General features: G+C 71.4%; 17 protein-coding genes and 1 pseudogene. 14 read left to right on the top strand and 4 right to left on the bottom strand.

What is annotated here, in order from left to right; all coding sequences use genetic code 11:
- Positions 1–234: 234 nt before the first annotated feature.
- Genes lepA through recO form a run of 6 tightly spaced genes read left to right on the top strand, consistent with a single transcriptional unit; the run spans position 235 to position 5,582 of the window.
- On the top strand, positions 235–2,028 hold the full coding sequence (gene lepA / locus VFQ84_RS03655; protein WP_325129352.1) for a translation elongation factor 4: 1,794 nt from the start codon (positions 235–237) through the stop codon (positions 2,026–2,028).
- 35 nt (positions 2,029–2,063) lie between these two features.
- Positions 2,064–2,894: a signal peptidase I gene (gene lepB, locus VFQ84_RS03650; RefSeq protein ID WP_414636992.1), complete on the top strand. Its 831-nt coding sequence runs from the start codon at positions 2,064–2,066 to the stop codon at positions 2,892–2,894.
- 56 nt (positions 2,895–2,950) lie between these two features.
- Positions 2,951–3,307: a DUF4845 domain-containing protein gene (locus VFQ84_RS03645; protein ID WP_325129346.1), complete on the top strand. Its 357-nt coding sequence runs from the start codon at positions 2,951–2,953 to the stop codon at positions 3,305–3,307.
- Positions 3,300–3,956, top strand: a complete 657-nt coding sequence (gene rnc / locus VFQ84_RS03640) for a ribonuclease III (protein WP_325129344.1) — start codon at positions 3,300–3,302, stop codon at positions 3,954–3,956. The genes VFQ84_RS03645 and rnc overlap by 8 nt, the downstream gene beginning before the upstream one ends.
- Positions 3,953–4,867: a GTPase Era gene (gene era / locus VFQ84_RS03635; RefSeq protein ID WP_325129342.1), complete on the top strand. Its 915-nt coding sequence runs from the start codon at positions 3,953–3,955 to the stop codon at positions 4,865–4,867. The genes rnc and era overlap by 4 nt, the downstream gene beginning before the upstream one ends.
- Before the next feature lies 1 nt (position 4,868).
- Entirely contained in the window at positions 4,869–5,582 is a 714-nt protein-coding gene (gene recO, locus VFQ84_RS03630) for a DNA repair protein RecO (RefSeq protein WP_325129340.1), read from the top strand.
- Here the strand turns inward: recO and VFQ84_RS03625 are convergent.
- Positions 5,579–6,334: a response regulator gene (locus VFQ84_RS03625; RefSeq protein ID WP_325129338.1), complete on the bottom strand. Its 756-nt coding sequence runs from the start codon at positions 6,332–6,334 to the stop codon at positions 5,579–5,581. The two genes, recO and VFQ84_RS03625, sit on opposite strands and share 4 nt — an antisense overlap.
- 74 nt (positions 6,335–6,408) lie before the next feature.
- Here VFQ84_RS03625 and VFQ84_RS03620 point away from each other — a divergent pair, with 74 nt between their 5' ends.
- The 8 genes from VFQ84_RS03620 to VFQ84_RS03585 all read left to right on the top strand — a co-directional run bounded on the left by VFQ84_RS03620 (position 6,409) and on the right by VFQ84_RS03585 (position 13,566).
- Positions 6,409–8,406, top strand: coding sequence for a hypothetical protein (locus VFQ84_RS03620; RefSeq protein WP_325129335.1), 1,998 nt, complete (start codon positions 6,409–6,411; stop codon positions 8,404–8,406).
- 12 nt (positions 8,407–8,418) lie between these two features.
- Positions 8,419–9,018, top strand: a complete 600-nt coding sequence (locus VFQ84_RS03615) for a YdbL family protein (protein ID WP_325129333.1) — start codon at positions 8,419–8,421, stop codon at positions 9,016–9,018.
- 113 nt (positions 9,019–9,131) lie between these two features.
- Positions 9,132–10,451, top strand: a complete 1,320-nt coding sequence (gene rlmD / locus VFQ84_RS03610; protein ID WP_325129331.1) for a 23S rRNA (uracil(1939)-C(5))-methyltransferase RlmD — start codon at positions 9,132–9,134, stop codon at positions 10,449–10,451.
- A gap of 8 nt (positions 10,452–10,459) precedes the next feature.
- Complete coding sequence (locus tag VFQ84_RS03605) at positions 10,460–10,963, top strand: CYTH domain-containing protein (RefSeq protein WP_325129329.1); 504 nt, start codon at positions 10,460–10,462, stop codon at positions 10,961–10,963.
- The gene (nagZ, locus tag VFQ84_RS03600) at positions 10,963–11,973 is read left to right on the top strand and encodes a beta-N-acetylhexosaminidase (protein ID WP_325129327.1); all 1,011 of its coding nucleotides are present in this window, start codon (positions 10,963–10,965) and stop codon (positions 11,971–11,973) included. The genes VFQ84_RS03605 and nagZ overlap by 1 nt, the downstream gene beginning before the upstream one ends.
- 1 nt (position 11,974) lies before the next feature.
- Positions 11,975–12,520, top strand: coding sequence for a hypoxanthine-guanine phosphoribosyltransferase (locus VFQ84_RS03595; protein WP_325129325.1), 546 nt, complete (start codon positions 11,975–11,977; stop codon positions 12,518–12,520).
- 1 nt (position 12,521) lies between these two features.
- Positions 12,522–13,265 carry an S-methyl-5'-thioinosine phosphorylase gene (locus tag VFQ84_RS03590; protein ID WP_325129322.1) on the top strand — a complete coding sequence of 248 codons (744 nt, stop codon included), beginning with the start codon at positions 12,522–12,524 and terminating at the stop codon, positions 13,263–13,265.
- Positions 13,266–13,362: 97 nt separating this feature from the next.
- Positions 13,363–13,566 (top strand): cold-shock protein, encoded by a 204-nt coding sequence (locus tag VFQ84_RS03585; protein ID WP_325129320.1) that lies wholly within the window; start codon positions 13,363–13,365, stop codon positions 13,564–13,566.
- Between the two features lie 89 nt (positions 13,567–13,655).
- Here the strand turns inward: VFQ84_RS03585 and VFQ84_RS03580 are convergent, their stop codons facing one another.
- From VFQ84_RS03580 to VFQ84_RS03570, 3 genes and pseudogenes are all read right to left on the bottom strand, one after another.
- Positions 13,656–15,410: an ABC transporter transmembrane domain-containing protein gene (locus VFQ84_RS03580; RefSeq protein ID WP_325129318.1), complete on the bottom strand. Its 1,755-nt coding sequence runs from the start codon at positions 15,408–15,410 to the stop codon at positions 13,656–13,658.
- Positions 15,407–16,009 (bottom strand): YigZ family protein, encoded by a 603-nt coding sequence (locus VFQ84_RS03575; RefSeq protein WP_325129316.1) that lies wholly within the window; start codon positions 16,007–16,009, stop codon positions 15,407–15,409. Before VFQ84_RS03575 ends, VFQ84_RS03580 begins: the two co-directional genes overlap by 4 nt.
- Positions 16,009–16,571, bottom strand: a pseudogene (locus VFQ84_RS03570) (hypothetical protein); the annotation flags it as partial. The pseudogene VFQ84_RS03570 and the gene VFQ84_RS03575, both read right to left, overlap by 1 nt.

The following is a 16,571-nucleotide window of genomic DNA, read 5'->3' as shown; positions in this document are numbered from 1 at the left end:
CGTGGACTTGCCGTGGTCGATGTGCGCGATGATGGAGAAGTTGCGGATCAGTTCCATGGGCTACGCTGTCAGCTTGCGCCGCCGCGGCAGGCCCGGGCGGCGTGCCGCCGGGGTGGCGGCACGAACCCGGCATTATCGCATGGAACGCCGTGCAGCCTGCGCCCCGGCGGGCCGGACCGGCGCTGCTGTGCGATAATCCGCCGTTTACCGCAACCCACCGGCCGCCGTCCCCGCATGCAGCACATCCGCAACTTCTCCATCATCGCCCACGTGGACCACGGCAAGTCCACGCTCGCCGATCGCATCATCCAGATCTGTGGCGGCCTGCAGGCGCGCGAAATGGAGGCGCAGGTGCTCGACTCGAACCCGATCGAGCGCGAGCGCGGCATCACCATCAAGGCCCAGTCGGTCTCGCTGCCCTACACGGCGAAGGACGGGGTCACCTACCAGCTCAACTTCATCGACACCCCCGGCCACGTCGACTTCAGCTACGAGGTCAGCCGCTCGCTGGCCGCCTGCGAGGGTGCGCTGCTGGTCGTCGACGCCGCCCAGGGCGTCGAGGCGCAGTCGGTGGCCAACTGCTACACCGCGGTCGAGCAGGGCCTGGAAGTGGTGCCCGTGATCAACAAGATCGACCTGCCCACGGCCGACATCGAGAAGGTCAAGGCCGAGATCGAGGCGGTGATCGGCATCGATGCCGAGGACGCGGTGGCCATCAGCGCCAAGACCGGCCTGAACGTGGTCGACGTGCTCGAGGCCATCGTCAAGCGCATCCCGCCGCCGAAGCCGCGCGACACTGAGAAGCTGCAGGCGCTGATCATCGACTCGTGGTTCGACAACTACCTGGGCGTGGTCTCGCTGGTGCGGGTGATGCAGGGCGAGATCAAGCCCGGCGACAAGATGCTGGTGATGTCCACCGGCCGCACCCACCTGGTCGACAAGGTCGGCGTGTTCACCCCCAAGCGCAAGGACCTGGCCAAGCTGGGCGCCGGCGAGGTGGGCTGGATCAACGCCTCGATCAAGGACGTGCACGGCGCGCCGGTCGGCGACACCCTCACCCTGGCCAGCGATCCGGCGCCGGGTCCGCTGCCGGGTTTCCAGGAGATGCAGCCCCGGGTGTTCGCGGGCCTGTTCCCGGTCGACGCCGACGACTACCCGGCGCTGCGCGAGGCGCTCGAGAAGCTGCGCCTGAACGACGCCGCGCTGCGCTTCGAGCCCGAGAGCTCGGAGGCGATGGGCTTCGGCTTCCGCTGCGGCTTCCTGGGCATGCTGCACATGGAGATCGTGCAGGAGCGCCTGGAGCGCGAGTACGACCTCAACCTCATCACCACCGCGCCCACCGTGGTCTACGAAGTGCTGATGAACGACGGCAGCACCATGCCGCTGGACAACCCGTCCAAGCTGCCGCCGGTGACCAAGATCTCCGAGATCCGCGAGCCGATCATCCGCGCCAACATCCTGACGCCGCCCGACTACGTCGGCAGCGTCATCAAGCTGTGCGAGGAGAAGCGCGGCCGCCAGGTCGGCATCAACTACATGGCCTCGCAGGTGCAGATCAGCTACGAGCTGCCGATGGCCGAGGTGGTGCTGGACTTCTTCGACAAGCTCAAGTCGGTCTCGCGCGGCTATGCTTCGCTCGACTACCACTTCGAGCGCTTCGAGGCCGGCCCGTTCGTGCTGATCGACACCCTGATCAACGGCGACAAGGTCGACGCGCTCTCGTCGATCGTCCACCGCAGCCATGCCGACCGGCGCGGCCGCGAGGTCTGCGAGAAGATGCGCGAGCTGATCCCGCGCCAGATGTTCGACGTCGCCATCCAGGCCGCCATCGGCTCGCAGATCATCTCGCGCTCGACCGTCAAGGCCATGCGCAAGAACGTGCTGGCCAAGTGCTACGGCGGCGACGCCACCCGCAAGAAGAAGCTCCTCGAGAAGCAAAAAGAGGGCAAGAAGCGCATGAAGCAGGTCGGCCGGGTGGAAATCCCGCAGGAAGCCTTCCTCGCCGTGCTGCAGACCGACAACAAGTAAGCGGCCCCCGCCGCGAGGAAGCCCACTGCGTGAAAATCGACCTTGCCCTCATCCTCACCGCGCTGGCTGCGCTGACCGGCCTGATCTGGCTGCTTGACGTCCTGTTGTTCGCGCGCAAGCGCCGGCTGATGCAGGCCGAGGGCGAAGACGTCGCCGACCCGCTGGTGGTCGAGTACGCCAAGTCGCTGTTCCCGATCATCTTCCTGGTGCTGGGCCTGCGCAGCTTCGTGGCCGAGCCCTTCCGCATCCCGTCCAGTTCGATGATGCCGACCCTGCTGGTGGGCGACTTCATCCTGGTCAACAAGTTCACCTACGGCCTGCGCCTGCCGGTGCTCAACACCAAGGTCGTGCCGCTGGGACAGCCGGCGCGCGGCGACGTGGTGGTGTTCCGCTACCCCGGTTTCACCCCCGACGACCCCAAGGCCGGCACCGACTACATCAAGCGCGTGGTTGGCCTGCCGGGCGACCGCATCGCGTTCAAGGACCAGATGCTGTACGTCAACGACCAGGCCGTGGCCAAGCGCGAGTCGGGCGTCTACATCGGCCAGGGGCAGGGCCGGTCCATGACCGGCGCGAGCCTGTTCGAGGTCGACCTGCCGGGTTCCGGCGACGCGCCGGGACGGACCCACCTGAGCCTGGAAATCGGCCGCTACAGCGACCCGCGCTCGGAGAACCAGTGGGTGGTGCCCGCCGGCCACTACTTCGTGATGGGCGACAACCGCGACCAGAGCGAAGACAGCCGTTACTGGGGCTTCGTGCCGGAGCAGAACCTCGTCGGCAAGGCGTTCCTGGTCTGGCTCAACTGCTCCGGCTGGTTCTGCAACGAAGCGTTTGACTACACCCGGATTGGCGATACCATCCGCTGAGCAGCATCCACCCAGGGGAAACGACCATGGTACGCAAGCAGTCAGGCATCACCTTGATGAGTTTCGTCATCGTCCTGGTCGTCGTGGGCTTCTTCGCCCTGATGGCCATGAAGCTGTTCCCGATGTACAGCGAATTCCACAACATGAAGGCGGCGGTGGACCAGTACGCCGCCCAGCCCAACTCCGCCAACGTGCCGCCGGGCCAGGTCTGGATCGACCTCGAGCGCCGCTTCAACACCGCCTACGTCGATTCGGTCAAGCGCGAGCACGTCAAGATCGAGCGCGCGGCCGACGGCCGCGGCATGCAGATCAAGGTGTCGTACGAAGTGCGCAAGCCGCTGCTGGCCAATCTCGACGTGGTCGGCAAGTTCGAGCACGTGGCCAATCTCAACGGTACCGGAACGGGTGGCTGATCGGCTCCAACACGCCTTTCGCCACCCCGAACTGCTGCAGCAGGCCCTGAGGCACCGCAGCGCCGGGGCGCCGAACAACGAACGCCTGGAGTTCCTCGGCGACGCCCTGGTCAACCTGGTCGTCGCCGAAGCCCTGCACGCCCGCTGGCCCAAGGCCGACGAGGGCACCCTGACCCGTGCCCGCGCCGCCCTGGTGCGTGAGTCGGCCCTGGCCTCGATTGCCCGCACGCTCGAACTGGGCGACCGGATCGAACTGGGGCCGGGCGAGCTCAAGAGCGGCGGCCATCGCCGTGACTCGATCCTGGCCGACGCCCTGGAGGCGGTGGTGGCCGCCATCCACCTCGATGCCGGCTTCGACACCTGCCGCGCGACCGTGCTGCCCTGGTTCGAACCGCTGGTGGCGACCCTGACCACCGGCAAGGCCGAGAAAGACCCCAAGACCCGCCTGCAGGAATGGCTGCAGGGCAAGCAGCTGCCGCGGCCGGCCTACCGCCTGGTCGAGACCCGCGGCGACGACCACGCCCGCGTGTTCGTGGTCAGCTGCGAAACCACCGAGCCCGAACTGGCCGAGCAGGCCGAAGGGCCGGCGCTGCGGGCCGCCGAACAACTCGCCGCCGAGCGCGTGCTGGCGAGACTGGAGAAGAAGTGAACACCGAAACCACCGCCGGCCAGGCCAGCCATCGCGCCGGCACCATCGCCGTGCTGGGACGCCCCAACGTCGGCAAGTCCACCCTGGTCAATGCCATGGTCGGCGCCAAGGTCAGCATCGTTTCGCCGCGACCGCAGACCACCCGGCACCGCATGCTGGGCATCGCCACCTTCCCGGAAGGCCAGCTGCTGCTGGTCGATACGCCGGGCATCCACGGCCAGCAGAAGCGCGCCATGAACCGCATGATGAACCGCGCGGCGCGCGGTGCCGTCGAAGGCGTCGACGCCGCCATGCTGGTGATCGAGGCGGGCCGCTGGACCGACGACGACGCGCTCGCCTACAAGGCCCTGCGCGACGCCGGCGTGCCCTGCATCCTGGTCATCAACAAGGTCGACAAGGTCACCGACAAGGCGGCACTGCTGCCCTTCATCGCCGAGGTCACGGCCGGACGCGAGTTCAGCGCGGTGTATCCGCTTTCGGCCTTGAAGAAGCGCGGCCTCGACGGCCTGGTCAAGACCCTGCTGGAGCACGTGCCCGAAGCGCCGCCGAGCCACGACGAGGACGAGATCACCGATCGCAGCGAGCGCTTCCTGGCCGGCGAACTGGTGCGCGAACAGCTGATGCTGCGGCTTGGCGACGAGCTGCCTTATTCGGCCACGGTCGAGATCGAGAAGTTCGAGCTCGACGGCGAGATGCTGCGCATCGCCGCCGTGATCTGGGTCGAACGCGAGGGCCAGAAGCCGATCGTCATCGGCAAGGGCGGCGAGCGGATGAAGGCGATCAGCACCAGCGCCCGCCACGGCATGGAGAACCTGTTCGGCCGCAAGGTCTTCCTCGAGACCTGGTGCCGCGTGCGCGAAGGCTGGTCCGACGACGAGGCCGCGCTGCGCCGCTTCGGCTACAGCGACTGAAATGCAGGTCCGGGCGCAGCCCGCCTTCGTGCTGCATGCGCGGGCCTGGCGCGAGACCAGCCTGATCGTCGAACTGCTGACCCGCGACCACGGTCGCGTGGCGGTGGTGGCGCGCGGCGTGCAGGGCGCCAAGCGGCATCCGCTGCGCGCCGCCCTGCAGCCCCTGCAGTCGATCCGGGTCGACTTCCTGCCGCGCGGCGAGCTGGCCCGCCTGGTGCAGGCCGAAGCGCTCGACGCCGGCGCGATGCTGCAGGGCGACGCCTTGATGGCGGCCTTCTACGTCAACGAACTGGTGCTGCGGCTGCTGCCGCGCCAGGACCCGGCGCCCGAGCTGTATGCGCGCTACGGCGCGCTGCGGCAGGCGCTGGCGGCGCCCGAGGGGCTGGCCTGGACCCTGCGCCGTTTCGAACGCGACCTGCTCGAACTGCTGGGCTACGGCCTGCCGCTGGACCACGACGAGGACGGCGAACGCATCGACCCGGCCGGCCGCTACCGCCTGGACCACGAGCGCGGCCCGGTCCGCGACCGCGCCCACGGCGCCGGATCCACCAGCGGTGCGGCCCTGCTGGCGCTGGCCGAGGACCGGCTGCCGCCGCCCGAGCAGCTGGCCGAGCTGCGCAGTGCGATGCGCGGCGTGCTCCAGGTGCACCTGGGGCCACAGAAGCTCAAGTCCTGGGGCCTGCTGTCCGAACTGGCCCGCATCGGCCAGGACTAGGCCGCGGCGGCGTCGGCCAGCGCCCGCGCCTCGGCCTGGAACCGCGCATGCGCGCCGGCATCGTCGGGCCGGGCGTGCAGGGCCCGCACCGCGCCGAGCAGGGCGCCCGCGCCCACGAACGCACAGCTGGCCTTGAGCCGATGCAACTGCTCGCGAAGCCGCGCGTCGTCGCGCCCGGACCACGCGACCTCGACCGCGGCCGATTGCGCCGGCAACTCCTTCAGGAACAGCCCACGCAAGGCCTGCACCGCCGCGGGATCGCCACCGAGCGCCGACAGCGCCGCGGCATCGTCCCAGGGCGGGGGCACGGCGCGCGCCGCGGCATCGTCATCGTCCTCGTCATCGCGCGGTATCGGGGCGGTCGTCGCCGAGGTGGCGCCATGCGGCCGGGCTGGAGCCGACATCGCCGCCTCCAGCGCCCGCCGCAGCGCGGCGGCCGTGATCGGCTTGGCCAGCACCGCCGCGAAGCCGGCCGCCCGCAGGCCGGCCAGTGCCGCCGGATCGTCCTCGGCGGTCAGCGCCAGCGCCGGCACGGTGTAGCCGCGGGCGCGCAGTTCGGCCAGCAAGCCGTCGCCGCGGCCGTCCGGCAGGCGGGCGTCGAACAGCCACAGCGCCTCGCGGCCATCGACCCGCGCGCGCGCCTGGGCCAGGTCGCCGGCCAGCACCAGCTGCAGGCGCAGGGGGGCCAGTGCCTGCGCGAGGAACGCGGCGGTGACGGCATCGTCTTCGACCAGCAGCAGGCGGGGGTTCATCGCGTTTCCCGTTTAATCACGGCGTCCGAAACCACTATGCTGGCAGCATGCGGCGACCCGTCACGACAGGCAAGATGCTTTTCTGCGGGCTCCTGCTCGCGGTCCTGCCGGTGCAGGCGAAGGTACTGCGCGCGCAGGTGGACGCCGTGCGCAGCGAAGTGGCGACGCTCGAAGGCGTCCGGCTGGTGCTGTCCTGGCCGGAGGGCGAGGCCAGCGGCTCGCTGGAACTGCGCGCCGAATCGGCCGAAATGCCGCTGCTGGGCTACCGCGGCCGCGACCTCGCATGGCGTTGCCCGCTGCGACGCAACGACGACGGCGGCTGGGCCTGCGCGGGCGGCCTGCAGGTGGCCGGCGGCGCGCTGCATCCCCTGTCGCTGGACGTTTCCCCGGCGGCCACCCGCGCTGAACTCGCCGTCGGCCCGCGCCGGATTTCCTACACCTCGCTGGCCGCCGCGCCCGAACGCCATCGCCTGGAGCTCGCGCGGATCCCGGTCGACTGGCTGCGCGTGTTCCTCGCCGGACTCTGGGCCGACGGGCAGTGGACCGCCGGCGAGGTCGGTGGACGCGTCGACCTGTCGGTGCCCGATCGCGGACCGTTCGAAGTCGACGCCGCGCTGTCGCTGGCGGACATCGGCCTGGAAACTCCCGATGGCTGGCTGGCCGCGGCCGGGCTGCAGGCGACGATGGCGCTGGGCTACCGCGAGCAGGCCGGTCGCCAGCGGGTGACGCTGGAGCTCGACAGCCGCGGCGGTGAGTTCCTGGCCCAGGGCCTTTACGCCCAGCTGCCGACAACGCCGGTGTCGCTGGCGCTGGTCGCGGAGCAGGCGGATGGCGCCGGCTGGCGGCTGCCCAGCTTCTCCTGCCGCGACGGCGAGGTGCTGCAGGCCAGCGGCTCGGCGACGCTGGCCGCCGACGCCAGCCTGCAGGACCTGGGTCTGTCGCTGTCGCTGGGCGAACTCGCGGTGGCCCGCGATCGCTACCTCAGCGGCTTCCTCGCGCCGGCCGGCTTTTCCGACCTGGTGCTGTCGGGTCGCGCCAGCGCGCGGGTGGCGATGCGCGGTGGGCGCGCCGGCGAACTGTCGCTCGAACTGACGGACGTCAACGCGATCGACCCGCGCCAGCGCTTCGCTCTGGCGGGCCTGGACGGCACCCTGCGCTGGACGCTCGACGCCGCCGGTGTCGACAGTGCGCTGCAGCTCGACGGCGGCGCCCTGTACGGCATCGGCCTGGGTCCGTCGCGGCTGGACTTCCGAAGCGCCAACGGCGAACTGCGCCTGCGCCAGCCGGCGCGCATCGCGGTGCTGGGCGGCGAAGTCGGGCTGGACGACCTGCGCTGGCAGGCGCCGACCGACGCGCAGCGCACGCGGTTCCAGCTGGGGCTGACGCTCGACGCACTCGACCTGGGCAGCCTGTCGCAGCGCCTGGGCTGGCCCCCGTTCACCGGCCGGATCGGCGGCCGCATCCCGTCGGCGCGCTACGAAGACAACGTGCTCACCCTCGACGGTGGCCTGGCCATGGACGTGTTCGGTGGCAGCGTGGCGCTGTCGTCGCTGGTGATGGAGCGGCCCTTCGGCGTCGCCCCGACCTTGTCGGCCGACATCGCGATCGAGGACATCGACATGGCGCCGATGACCGCGGCCTTCGGCTTCGGCAGCATCAGCGGCCGGCTGGACGGCCGCATCGCCGGGCTGCGCATGGTCGACTGGTCGCCGGTGGCCTTCGATGCCCGGCTCGAGACCGACGAGGCCTGGAAGGGCCGGCGCCGGATCAGCCAGCGCGCGGTCGAGGACATCTCCAAGGTCGGCGGCGCCGGCCTGGTCGCCGGGCTGCAGACCCAGGTGCTGAAGTTCTTCGACGACTTCGGGTACGCCCGCATCGGCCTGGCCTGCCGCCTTCGCGACAACGTCTGTGCGATGGACGGTGTCGGTTCAGCCGGCGATGGCTATACCATCGTCGAAGGTTCCGGCCTGCCGCGCATCCAGGTGGTGGGCTTCCGGCGCCAGGTGGACTGGCCCACCCTGGTGGACCGCCTGGAGGCGGCCACCACGGGCCAGACTCCGGTCATCCAATAAAGGGAGAGCGTCATGGGCAAGCCGAAATCGCGTCATCTGTGGACCTCGCTGCTGGCCGTCGGCGTGCTCGCGCTCGGCGCCTGCGTCACCATCAACGTCTACTTCCCGGCGGCCGAGGCGCAGCAGGCGGCCGAGGAATTCGTCGAGAAGGTGCTGGGCGAGGACGCCGCCGGCGGCAACCCGCAGTCCTACCAGTCGCCGCGCCGGCCGGGCTTCGAGCTCGCGTCGCTGTTCATTTCCAGCGCCCACGCCCAGCAGGCCGACATCACCCTGCGCACGCCGGCCATCCAGGCCATCCAGGCGCGGATGGAGGCCCGGTTCCAGTCCAGCCTGCGGCCGCACTTCGACTCCGGCGCGCTGGGCTTCGGCAAGGACGGCCGCGTCGTGCTCCGCGATGCCACCCAGGTCGGCCTGAAGGACCGCGTGGCCGTGAACCAGCTGGTGGCCGAGGAAAACCGCGACCGCGACGCCGTCTACCGCGAGATCGCCGTGGCCAACAACCACCCGGAGTGGGAGGGCCAGATCCGCGAGACCTTCGCCAAGCAGTGGGTCGCCAGCGCCCGCGCCGGCTGGTGGTACCAGGCCGGCGACGGCAGCTGGAAGCAGAAGTAAGCGGTCGGCACGACCGCCCGGCGGATCCCGGCGCGCCCGCGCCGGGCCGCCCGGGCCAGCACCCGGGGCGCGGATTTGCGACAATCCGCGCCCCGTTCCGTTTGGTCCCGCCCGTGGCTCGTTCCCGCTCCAAGCTGCACCAGGTCTTCGACATCGACGTCACCGATTTCAGCCACGACGGCCGCGGCGTCGGCCGGCGCGAGGGCAAGGCGGTCTTCGTGGCCGGCGCCCTGCCGGGCGAGACCGTCCGGGTCGAGCAGACCGGCCGCAACCGCCACTACGACGAGGCCCGCACCCTGGAAGTGCTCAAGGCCGCGCCCGAGCGGGTGGCGCCGCGCTGCCCGCACTTCGGCACCTGCGCCGGCTGCGTGCTCCAGCACCTGGAGGAGTCGCAGCAGATCAGCGCCAAGCAGCGCGTGCTGACCGACAACCTGCGCCGCATCGGCCACGTCGAGCCCGGCACGGTGCTGCCGCCGCTGGTGGACGCGGCCTGGGGCTACCGCCGCAAGGGGCGGTTCTCGGTGCGCTACGTGGAGAAGAAGGGCAAGGTCGTGGTCGGTTTCCGCGAGACCAACCCGCGTTTTGTCGCCGACCTGTCGGTCTGCCACACCGTGCTGCCCGAGATCGGCCTGCGCATCCCCGCCATCAGCGCGCTGGTGGAAAGCCTCGACGGCCGCCGCACGCTGCCGCAGATCGAATTCATCGCCGGCGACGCGACGGTGGCGCTGGTGTTCCGCCATCTCGAGCCGCTGTCGCAGGATGACATCGCGCGCCTGCTGGCCTTCGCGAAGGAGACCGGCTTCGCGGTGTTCCTGCAGCCCGGTGGCGTCGACACGGTCGCGCCGCTGTGGCCTGAGGAGGTGCCGCTGTCGTTCTCGCTGCCCGGCCAGGACCTGACGCTGGACTTCCGTCCGCTGGACTTCATCCAGGTCAACGCCGGCCTCAACGGCAAGATGATCGCCTCGGCCCTCGACCTGCTCGACCCCCGGCCCGGCGAGCGCGTGCTCGACCTGTTCTGCGGCCTGGGCAATTTCACCCTGCCGCTGGCGAAGCGGGCAGGGCAGGTGGTGGGCGTCGAGGGCGACGGCGGGCTGGTGGCGCGCGCGCGCGCCAATGCGGCGAAGAACGGCCTGGCCAACGTCCAGTTCCATGCCGCCGACCTGGCCAAGGACCTGTCCGGCGAGCCGTGGATGAAAGCCGGCTTCGACAAGCTGCTGCTCGATCCGCCGCGCGCCGGCGCCGCCGAGGTGCTGGCGCAACTGCCGCTGCAGGGCATCCGCCGGATCGTCTACGTGTCCTGCCACCCGGGTTCGCTGGCGCGCGACGCCGGCTTCCTGGTGCGCGAGCGCGGCTACACCCTGCGCGCCGCCGGCGCGATGGACATGTTCCCCCAGACCGCGCACGTCGAGTCGATCGCCGTGTTCGAGAAATAGGACCCCGCATGGGCATCGAGATCGAACGCAAGTTCCGGGTGGTGGGCGAGGGCTGGCGGACCCAGGCGGTCCGCGCGGTGCGCATCGCCCAGGGCTACATCAACGACATGGCGGCGCTGCGCGAAGGCCGGCAGAACGCCTCGGTGCGCGTGCGCATCGCCGGCGACCAGGCCTTCCTCAACCTCAAGTCGCGCGAGCTGGGCACCACCCGCCAGGAATTCGACTACCCGATCCCGGTGGCCGACGCCGAGGCACTGCTGGCGCTTTGCGTCGGCGGGCGCATCGACAAGGTGCGGCACTACGTCGAGGTCGACGGCCACACCTTCGAAGTCGACGAGTTCCGCGGCGACAACGCCGGCCTGGTGGTGGCGGAACTCGAGCTCGAGGACGCCGGCCAGGCCTACCCGCGCCCGGACTGGCTGGGCGCCGAGGTCACCGACCAACTCCGCTACTACAACCTCGCGCTCGCCGAGCGCCCGTACGCGCGCTGGAGCGCACAGGAGCAGCACTGATGCTGGTGATCGGAATCAGCGGCCACGAACTGGACGCGCGCGAGCGCGACTGGCTGCAGCACGATGCGGTGGCGGGCGTGATCCTGTTCACGCGCAACTTCGCCTCGCGCCAGCAGGCGGCCGAGCTCACCGCCGCCATCCGCGCCGCGGCGCCGCGACCGCAGCTGGTCTGCGTCGACCAGGAGGGCGGCCGCGTGCAGCGCTTCCGCGACGGCTACCATCCGCTGCCGTCGCTCGATGGCTATGGCCAGCTGTATTCGCGCGACCCCAAGGCGGCGCTGCGCCTGGCCAAGGACCACGCCTGGCTGATGGCCAGCGAGATCCGCGCCACCGGCGTCGACCTGAGCTTCGCGCCGGTGGTCGACCTGGGGCGCGGCAACCTGGCGATCGGCAACCGCGCCTTCCACGCCGACCCGGCGATCGTCGCCGAGTTCACCCGCGCCTACGTCGCCGGGATGCACGAGGCCGGCATGGCGGCGACGCTGAAGCATTTCCCGGGCCACGGCTCGGTGCTCGAGGACACGCACTTCGACGATGCCGTCGACCCGCGCACGTTCGCCGTGCTCGAGGCCGAGGACCTGCTGCCGTTCCGCGCCGGCATCGCCGCCGGCGCCGATGCGGTGATGATGGCGCACGTGAAGTACCCGGCCGTCGCGCCGGAGCCGGCCGGCTACTCGCCGCGCTGGATCAAGGAGATCCTGCGCCGGGACATGGGCTTCCGCGGCGTCGTGTTTTCCGACGACATCGGCATGGCCGCGGCCGAGTCGGTCGGCGGCGTGAAGGCGCGCATCGACGTGCACCTCGACGCCGGCTGCGACGTGGTGCTGGTCTGCCCGCCGGCCCTGGTCGAGGATTCGCTGCGGGCGATGGCCACGCGCCCGGCCTCGGACACGCTGCCGGTCGGTTCGCTGATGGGCCGCGGCACCGGCGGCTGGGACGGGCTGCTGGCGGATGCACGTTACGATGAGGCCCGCGGCCGCGTGACGGCCCACCCCCAGGGAGTGTCCTGAGATGGCGAAGTCCTTGGCGCAGGCGCTGGCGGCGTCGGAGCAGCTGTTCGACCGGGCGCAGATCGAGGCGCAGATCCGGCGCATCGCCGGTGAGATCGACGCCCACTACGCCGGCGGCGAGCGTCCGGTCTATCTGACGATCATGCACGGCGGCCTGCCGTTCGCGGCCCAGCTGGCGATGGCGACCAGGACCGACCTGGAGTTCGACTACCTGCACGCCAGCCGCTACCGCGGCGCGACCACCGGCGCCCACCTGGCCTGGCTGCACCGCCCGGCCACGCCGCTGCGCGGCCGCAAGGTGTTGCTGGCCGACGACATCCTGGACGAAGGCCACACGCTCAAGGCCGTCCGGCAGTGGTGCGAGGACGAGGGCGCCGCCGAGATCCGCATCGCGGTGCTGGCGGTGAAGCAGCACGACCGCTGCGTCGAGGGCATCGCCGCCGATTTCGTCGCGCTGGAGGTGCCCGATCGCTACGTTTATGGCTACGGCATGGACTACCACGAACAGGGCCGCAACCTGCCCGCGATCTACGCGCTGGGGGACTGAGATGGCCGACATCGACCTGGCCGTGATCGGTGGCACCGGCGTGTACCGCTTGGCCAACCTCGAGGACGCCCAAGCCGTGGTCGGCGACACGCCCTACGGCGCGCCGTCCGGGCCGGTGCGGGTCGGCACGCTGCGCGGCCGGCGCGTCGCCTTCCTCGCCCGCCATGGCGAAGGCCACTCGCTGCCGCCGCACCGCATCAACTACCGCGCCAACCTCTGGCAGCTCCGGCAGCTCGGCGCCCGGCGCGTGCTGGCGATCAACACCGTCGGCGGCATCACCGAGCGCTTCGGCCCGCGCGTGCTGGCGCTGCCCGACCAGCTGATCGACTACACCTGGGGCCGGGCGTCCAGCTTCTGGGACGGCGAGGGTGGCGAGGTGCTGCATGTCGACTTCGGCGAACCCTACACGCCGTCGCTGCGGGCCGAGGTGCTGGCCGCCGCCGCACGGGCCGGCACCGCCCTCGTGGACGGCGGCTGCTACGGCGCGACCCAGGGTCCGCGCCTGGAAACCAAGGCCGAGATCGCGCGCATGCGCCGCGACGGCTGCGACCTGGTCGGCATGACCGGCATGCCCGAGGCCGGCCTGGCCCGGGAACTGGGCCTGGACTACGCCTGCCTGGCGGTCGTGGCGAACTGGGCCGCCGGCTGCAGCGACGACGCCGAGATCACGCTGGCCGAGGTGCTGGCCCACGTCGAGGCCGCCAGCGCCGGCCTGCCGGGCCTGTTCGACGCCCTGTTGGGGTGATTGTCAGTCGATTTTCCCTTGTACATACTCGGGCCGTGCCGCGGCCCGGGGAAGGCGCCGCGGCACGCTCCAGCCACCGCATCCAAGGGAAATCGCAATGAGTTTCGGCACCGTGAAGTGGTTCAACGACGCCAAGGGGTTTGGCTTCATCGCTCCGGAAGACGGCAGCGCGGACGTGTTCGTGCATTACTCCGCGATCACGTCCAAGGGCTTCCGTTCGCTCCAGGAAGGGCAGCGCGTCAGTTTCGAAGTCGTCCAGGGCCCGAAGGGCGCCCAGGCCGCCAACGTCGCCCCGGCCTGACGCCGCGTCGCTACGACACCCGGAAGCCCCGCCTCGTGCGGGGCTTCTTTTTGGGGCGTCCGAATCGATTTTTTCCGCCACCCGGTCGGCTAGTGGTTGAACTGGAGGCGCGCCAGTTCGGCGTAGAGGCCGCCCTGGGCGAGGAGTTCGGCGTGGGTGCCTTGCGCGACGATACGGCCGCGGTCCATGACCACGATGCGGTCGGCCTTGAGCACGGTGGCCAAGCGGTGCGCGATCACCAGCGTGGTGCGGCCCTGCATCAGCCGCTCCAGCGCCTGCTGCACGGCGTGTTCGCTCTGCGAGTCCAGGGCGCTGGTGGCTTCGTCTAGCAGCAGGATCGGGGCGTCCTTGAGCAGCGCCCGGGCGATCGCCAGCCGCTGCTGCTGGCCGCCGGACAGGCGGGCGCCGCGTTCGCCCAGCTGGCTGTCGTAGCGCTCGGGCAGCGCGGACAGGAAATCGTGGGCCTCGGCGCTGCGGGCGGCGGCCTCGATCTCGGCGTCGCTGGCCTCCAGGCGGCCGTAGCGGATGTTCTCGCGGGCGCTGGCGCCGAAGATCATCGGGTCCTGCGGCACCAGGGCGACCTGGCGGCGCAGCGCGGTGGGTTCGAGCTGGCGCAGGTCGACGCCGTCGACCGTGATGCGGCCGGCCTCGGGATCGTGGAAGCGCAGCAGCAGCTGGAACACGGTGCTCTTGCCGGCGCCGGAGGGTCCGACCAGCGCGACGGTCTCGCCCGGCGACACCGACAGGCTGAAATCGTCCAGCGCCGCCGTATCCGGGCGGCTGGGGTAGTGGAAGCGCACGCCTTCGAGCCGCAGCTCGCCGCGCACCGGCGTTGCCAGCGCCGCCGGCCGGGCCGGCAGCGCCAGCACCGAGCGCTCCTGCAGCAGCTCGTTGATGCGGGTCATGCCGCCGGCGGCGCGCTGCACCTCGGCCCAGACTTCGGTCAGCGCGCCGACCGAGCCGGCGCCCAGCAGCGCGTACAGCACGAACTGGCCCAGCGTGCCGTGGGTGATGGTGCCGGCGACGACGTCCTGCGCGCCGATCCAGAGCACGGCGGTGATCGAGCCGAACACCAGCACGATCACCACCGCGGTCAGCATCGCCTGCAGCCGGATGCGCCGGCGCGCGGTGCCCAGCGCCACCTGCACCGCGTCGCCGAACCGGTCGCGCTCGTAGTCCTCGCGCGCGTAGCTCTGCACGGTGTGCATCGCGCCCAGGGTTTCGCCGGCGCGGGCGTTGGCGTCGGCCACGCGGTCCTGGCTGTCCTTGGCCACGCCGCGGACTTTGCGGCCGGACACCACCATCGGCAGGATCACGAGCGGGATGCCCAGCAGCGCGAACAGCGCCAGCCGCGGGCTGGTGACCGCCAGCATGATCGCGCTGCCCGCCACCGTGATGCCGCTGCGCAGGGCCACCGACATGCTCGAGGCGACGACGCTGCGCAGCAGCTCGGTGTCCGCCGACAGCCGCGACAGCAGCTCGCCGGTGCGGGTGCGTTCGAAGAAGGCCTGGTCCAGCCCCAGCAGGTGGCCGTAAAGCGTGCGCCGCAGGTCGGCGATGACGCGCTCGCCCAGCAGCGACACGAAGTAGAAGCGCGCCGCCGTGGCCAGCGCCAGCAGCACCGCGACCGCGAACAGCAGCGCGAACCAGCGGTCGACCGAGCTGCCGGCGACGAAGCCCTGGTCGATCATGTGCTTCACCGCCACCGGCAGCGTCAGCGTGGCGCTGGAACTCAGCACCAGCGCCACCAGCCAGCAGGCCAGCAGCGGCCGGTGCGGGCGCAGGAAGGGCAGCAGGCCGCGCAGGGCGTTCAGCGGCGGGCGCGGCGGCAGGGGGTCGCTCATTCGTCGGGGGTCTCCAGGCGCCGGAGCCGCGCGGCGCCCCGGCTGAGGTCGCGCAGCCGGTTGGCCAAGTCTTCGAAGTTGGAGGCGGGCAGGCGCAAACGCAAGTGCAGGCCGTGCTCGTCGAAGGCTTCGCCCAGTTTGAGCGCGCCTACGGTATCGAGCAGGCCGTGCAGCGGTCCCGACAGCGCGAAGTCGGCGTCGATGGCCGCGTGCTGCCAGTCCACCAGCGGACGCCGCGGCGCGGTGCGCAGGCACTCGGCCGCGGCACCGCCGTAGGCGCGCACCAGGCCGCCGACGCCGAGGTTGGTGCCGCCGTACCAGCGCGTCACCACCACCATGACCTGGTCCAGGCCCTGGCCTTCGATCGCGGCCAGGATCGGACGGCCGGCGCTGCCGCCGGGTTCACCGTCGTCGCTGAAGCGGTAGGCGGCGCCGAGGCGATAGGCCCAGCAGTTGTGGGTGGCCTGCGGGTCGGCGATGGCGCGCAGCCAGGCCAGGGCCTGTTCCGGCGATTCCACCGGGGCGGCCTGGGCGAGGAAGCGGCTCTTGCGGGCCTCGAGCGTGAAGCTGGCCGGTGCCTGCAGCGTTTCGCCCGCCATCAGCGCAGGTCGAGGAGGTCGTCGGGCAGGACGGCGTCCGGGTGGGCACGCCGGAGCGCGGCCAGGCTGTCGCGGGCGTCGGCGAGGTCACCGCGGTCGCGGCGCAGGCGGATGCGGTCGAACCAGTCTTGCAGCGGCAGTGCGGCGTCCGCGGCGACCGGCGGCAGTGCCGGCGGCGCGCTGGCCGTGGCTGCGCCGGCGGCATCGGCGGCGGCGGCCTCGGCCTTGGCGGCTTCCGGTTCGCGGGCGGCCTGGGCCTGGGCGCGCTGCTCGCTGGCCGACTGCTCACTCGCGATCTGCAAACGCGCGATTTGTTCACGCTCGGCGGCGTCGCGCTCGGCCTCCAGGCGCGCCTGCGCGCGGGCGGCGAAGGCCGCCTGGTGGCGGCGGCGTGCCTGGTCGCCGGTTTCGGCCGGCGGCGTGATGCGGGTGCCGGTGACGACGATGCTGTCGAGCGTATCGCCGGCCGCTTCCTGGGGTTCGGCGGAAGCCGGCGCGGCGGGGAAGGCCTCCGCGACCGCGGGTGCGCTGGGGGCCGGCGGTGCGGCCGGGGCCGGCGGCG

The organism is Arenimonas sp. (genome assembly GCF_035721105.1).
In the GTDB taxonomy this organism is placed as follows: domain Bacteria; phylum Pseudomonadota; class Gammaproteobacteria; order Xanthomonadales; family Xanthomonadaceae; genus Arenimonas.
This window is presented reverse-complemented; position numbering and strand designations above follow the sequence as displayed.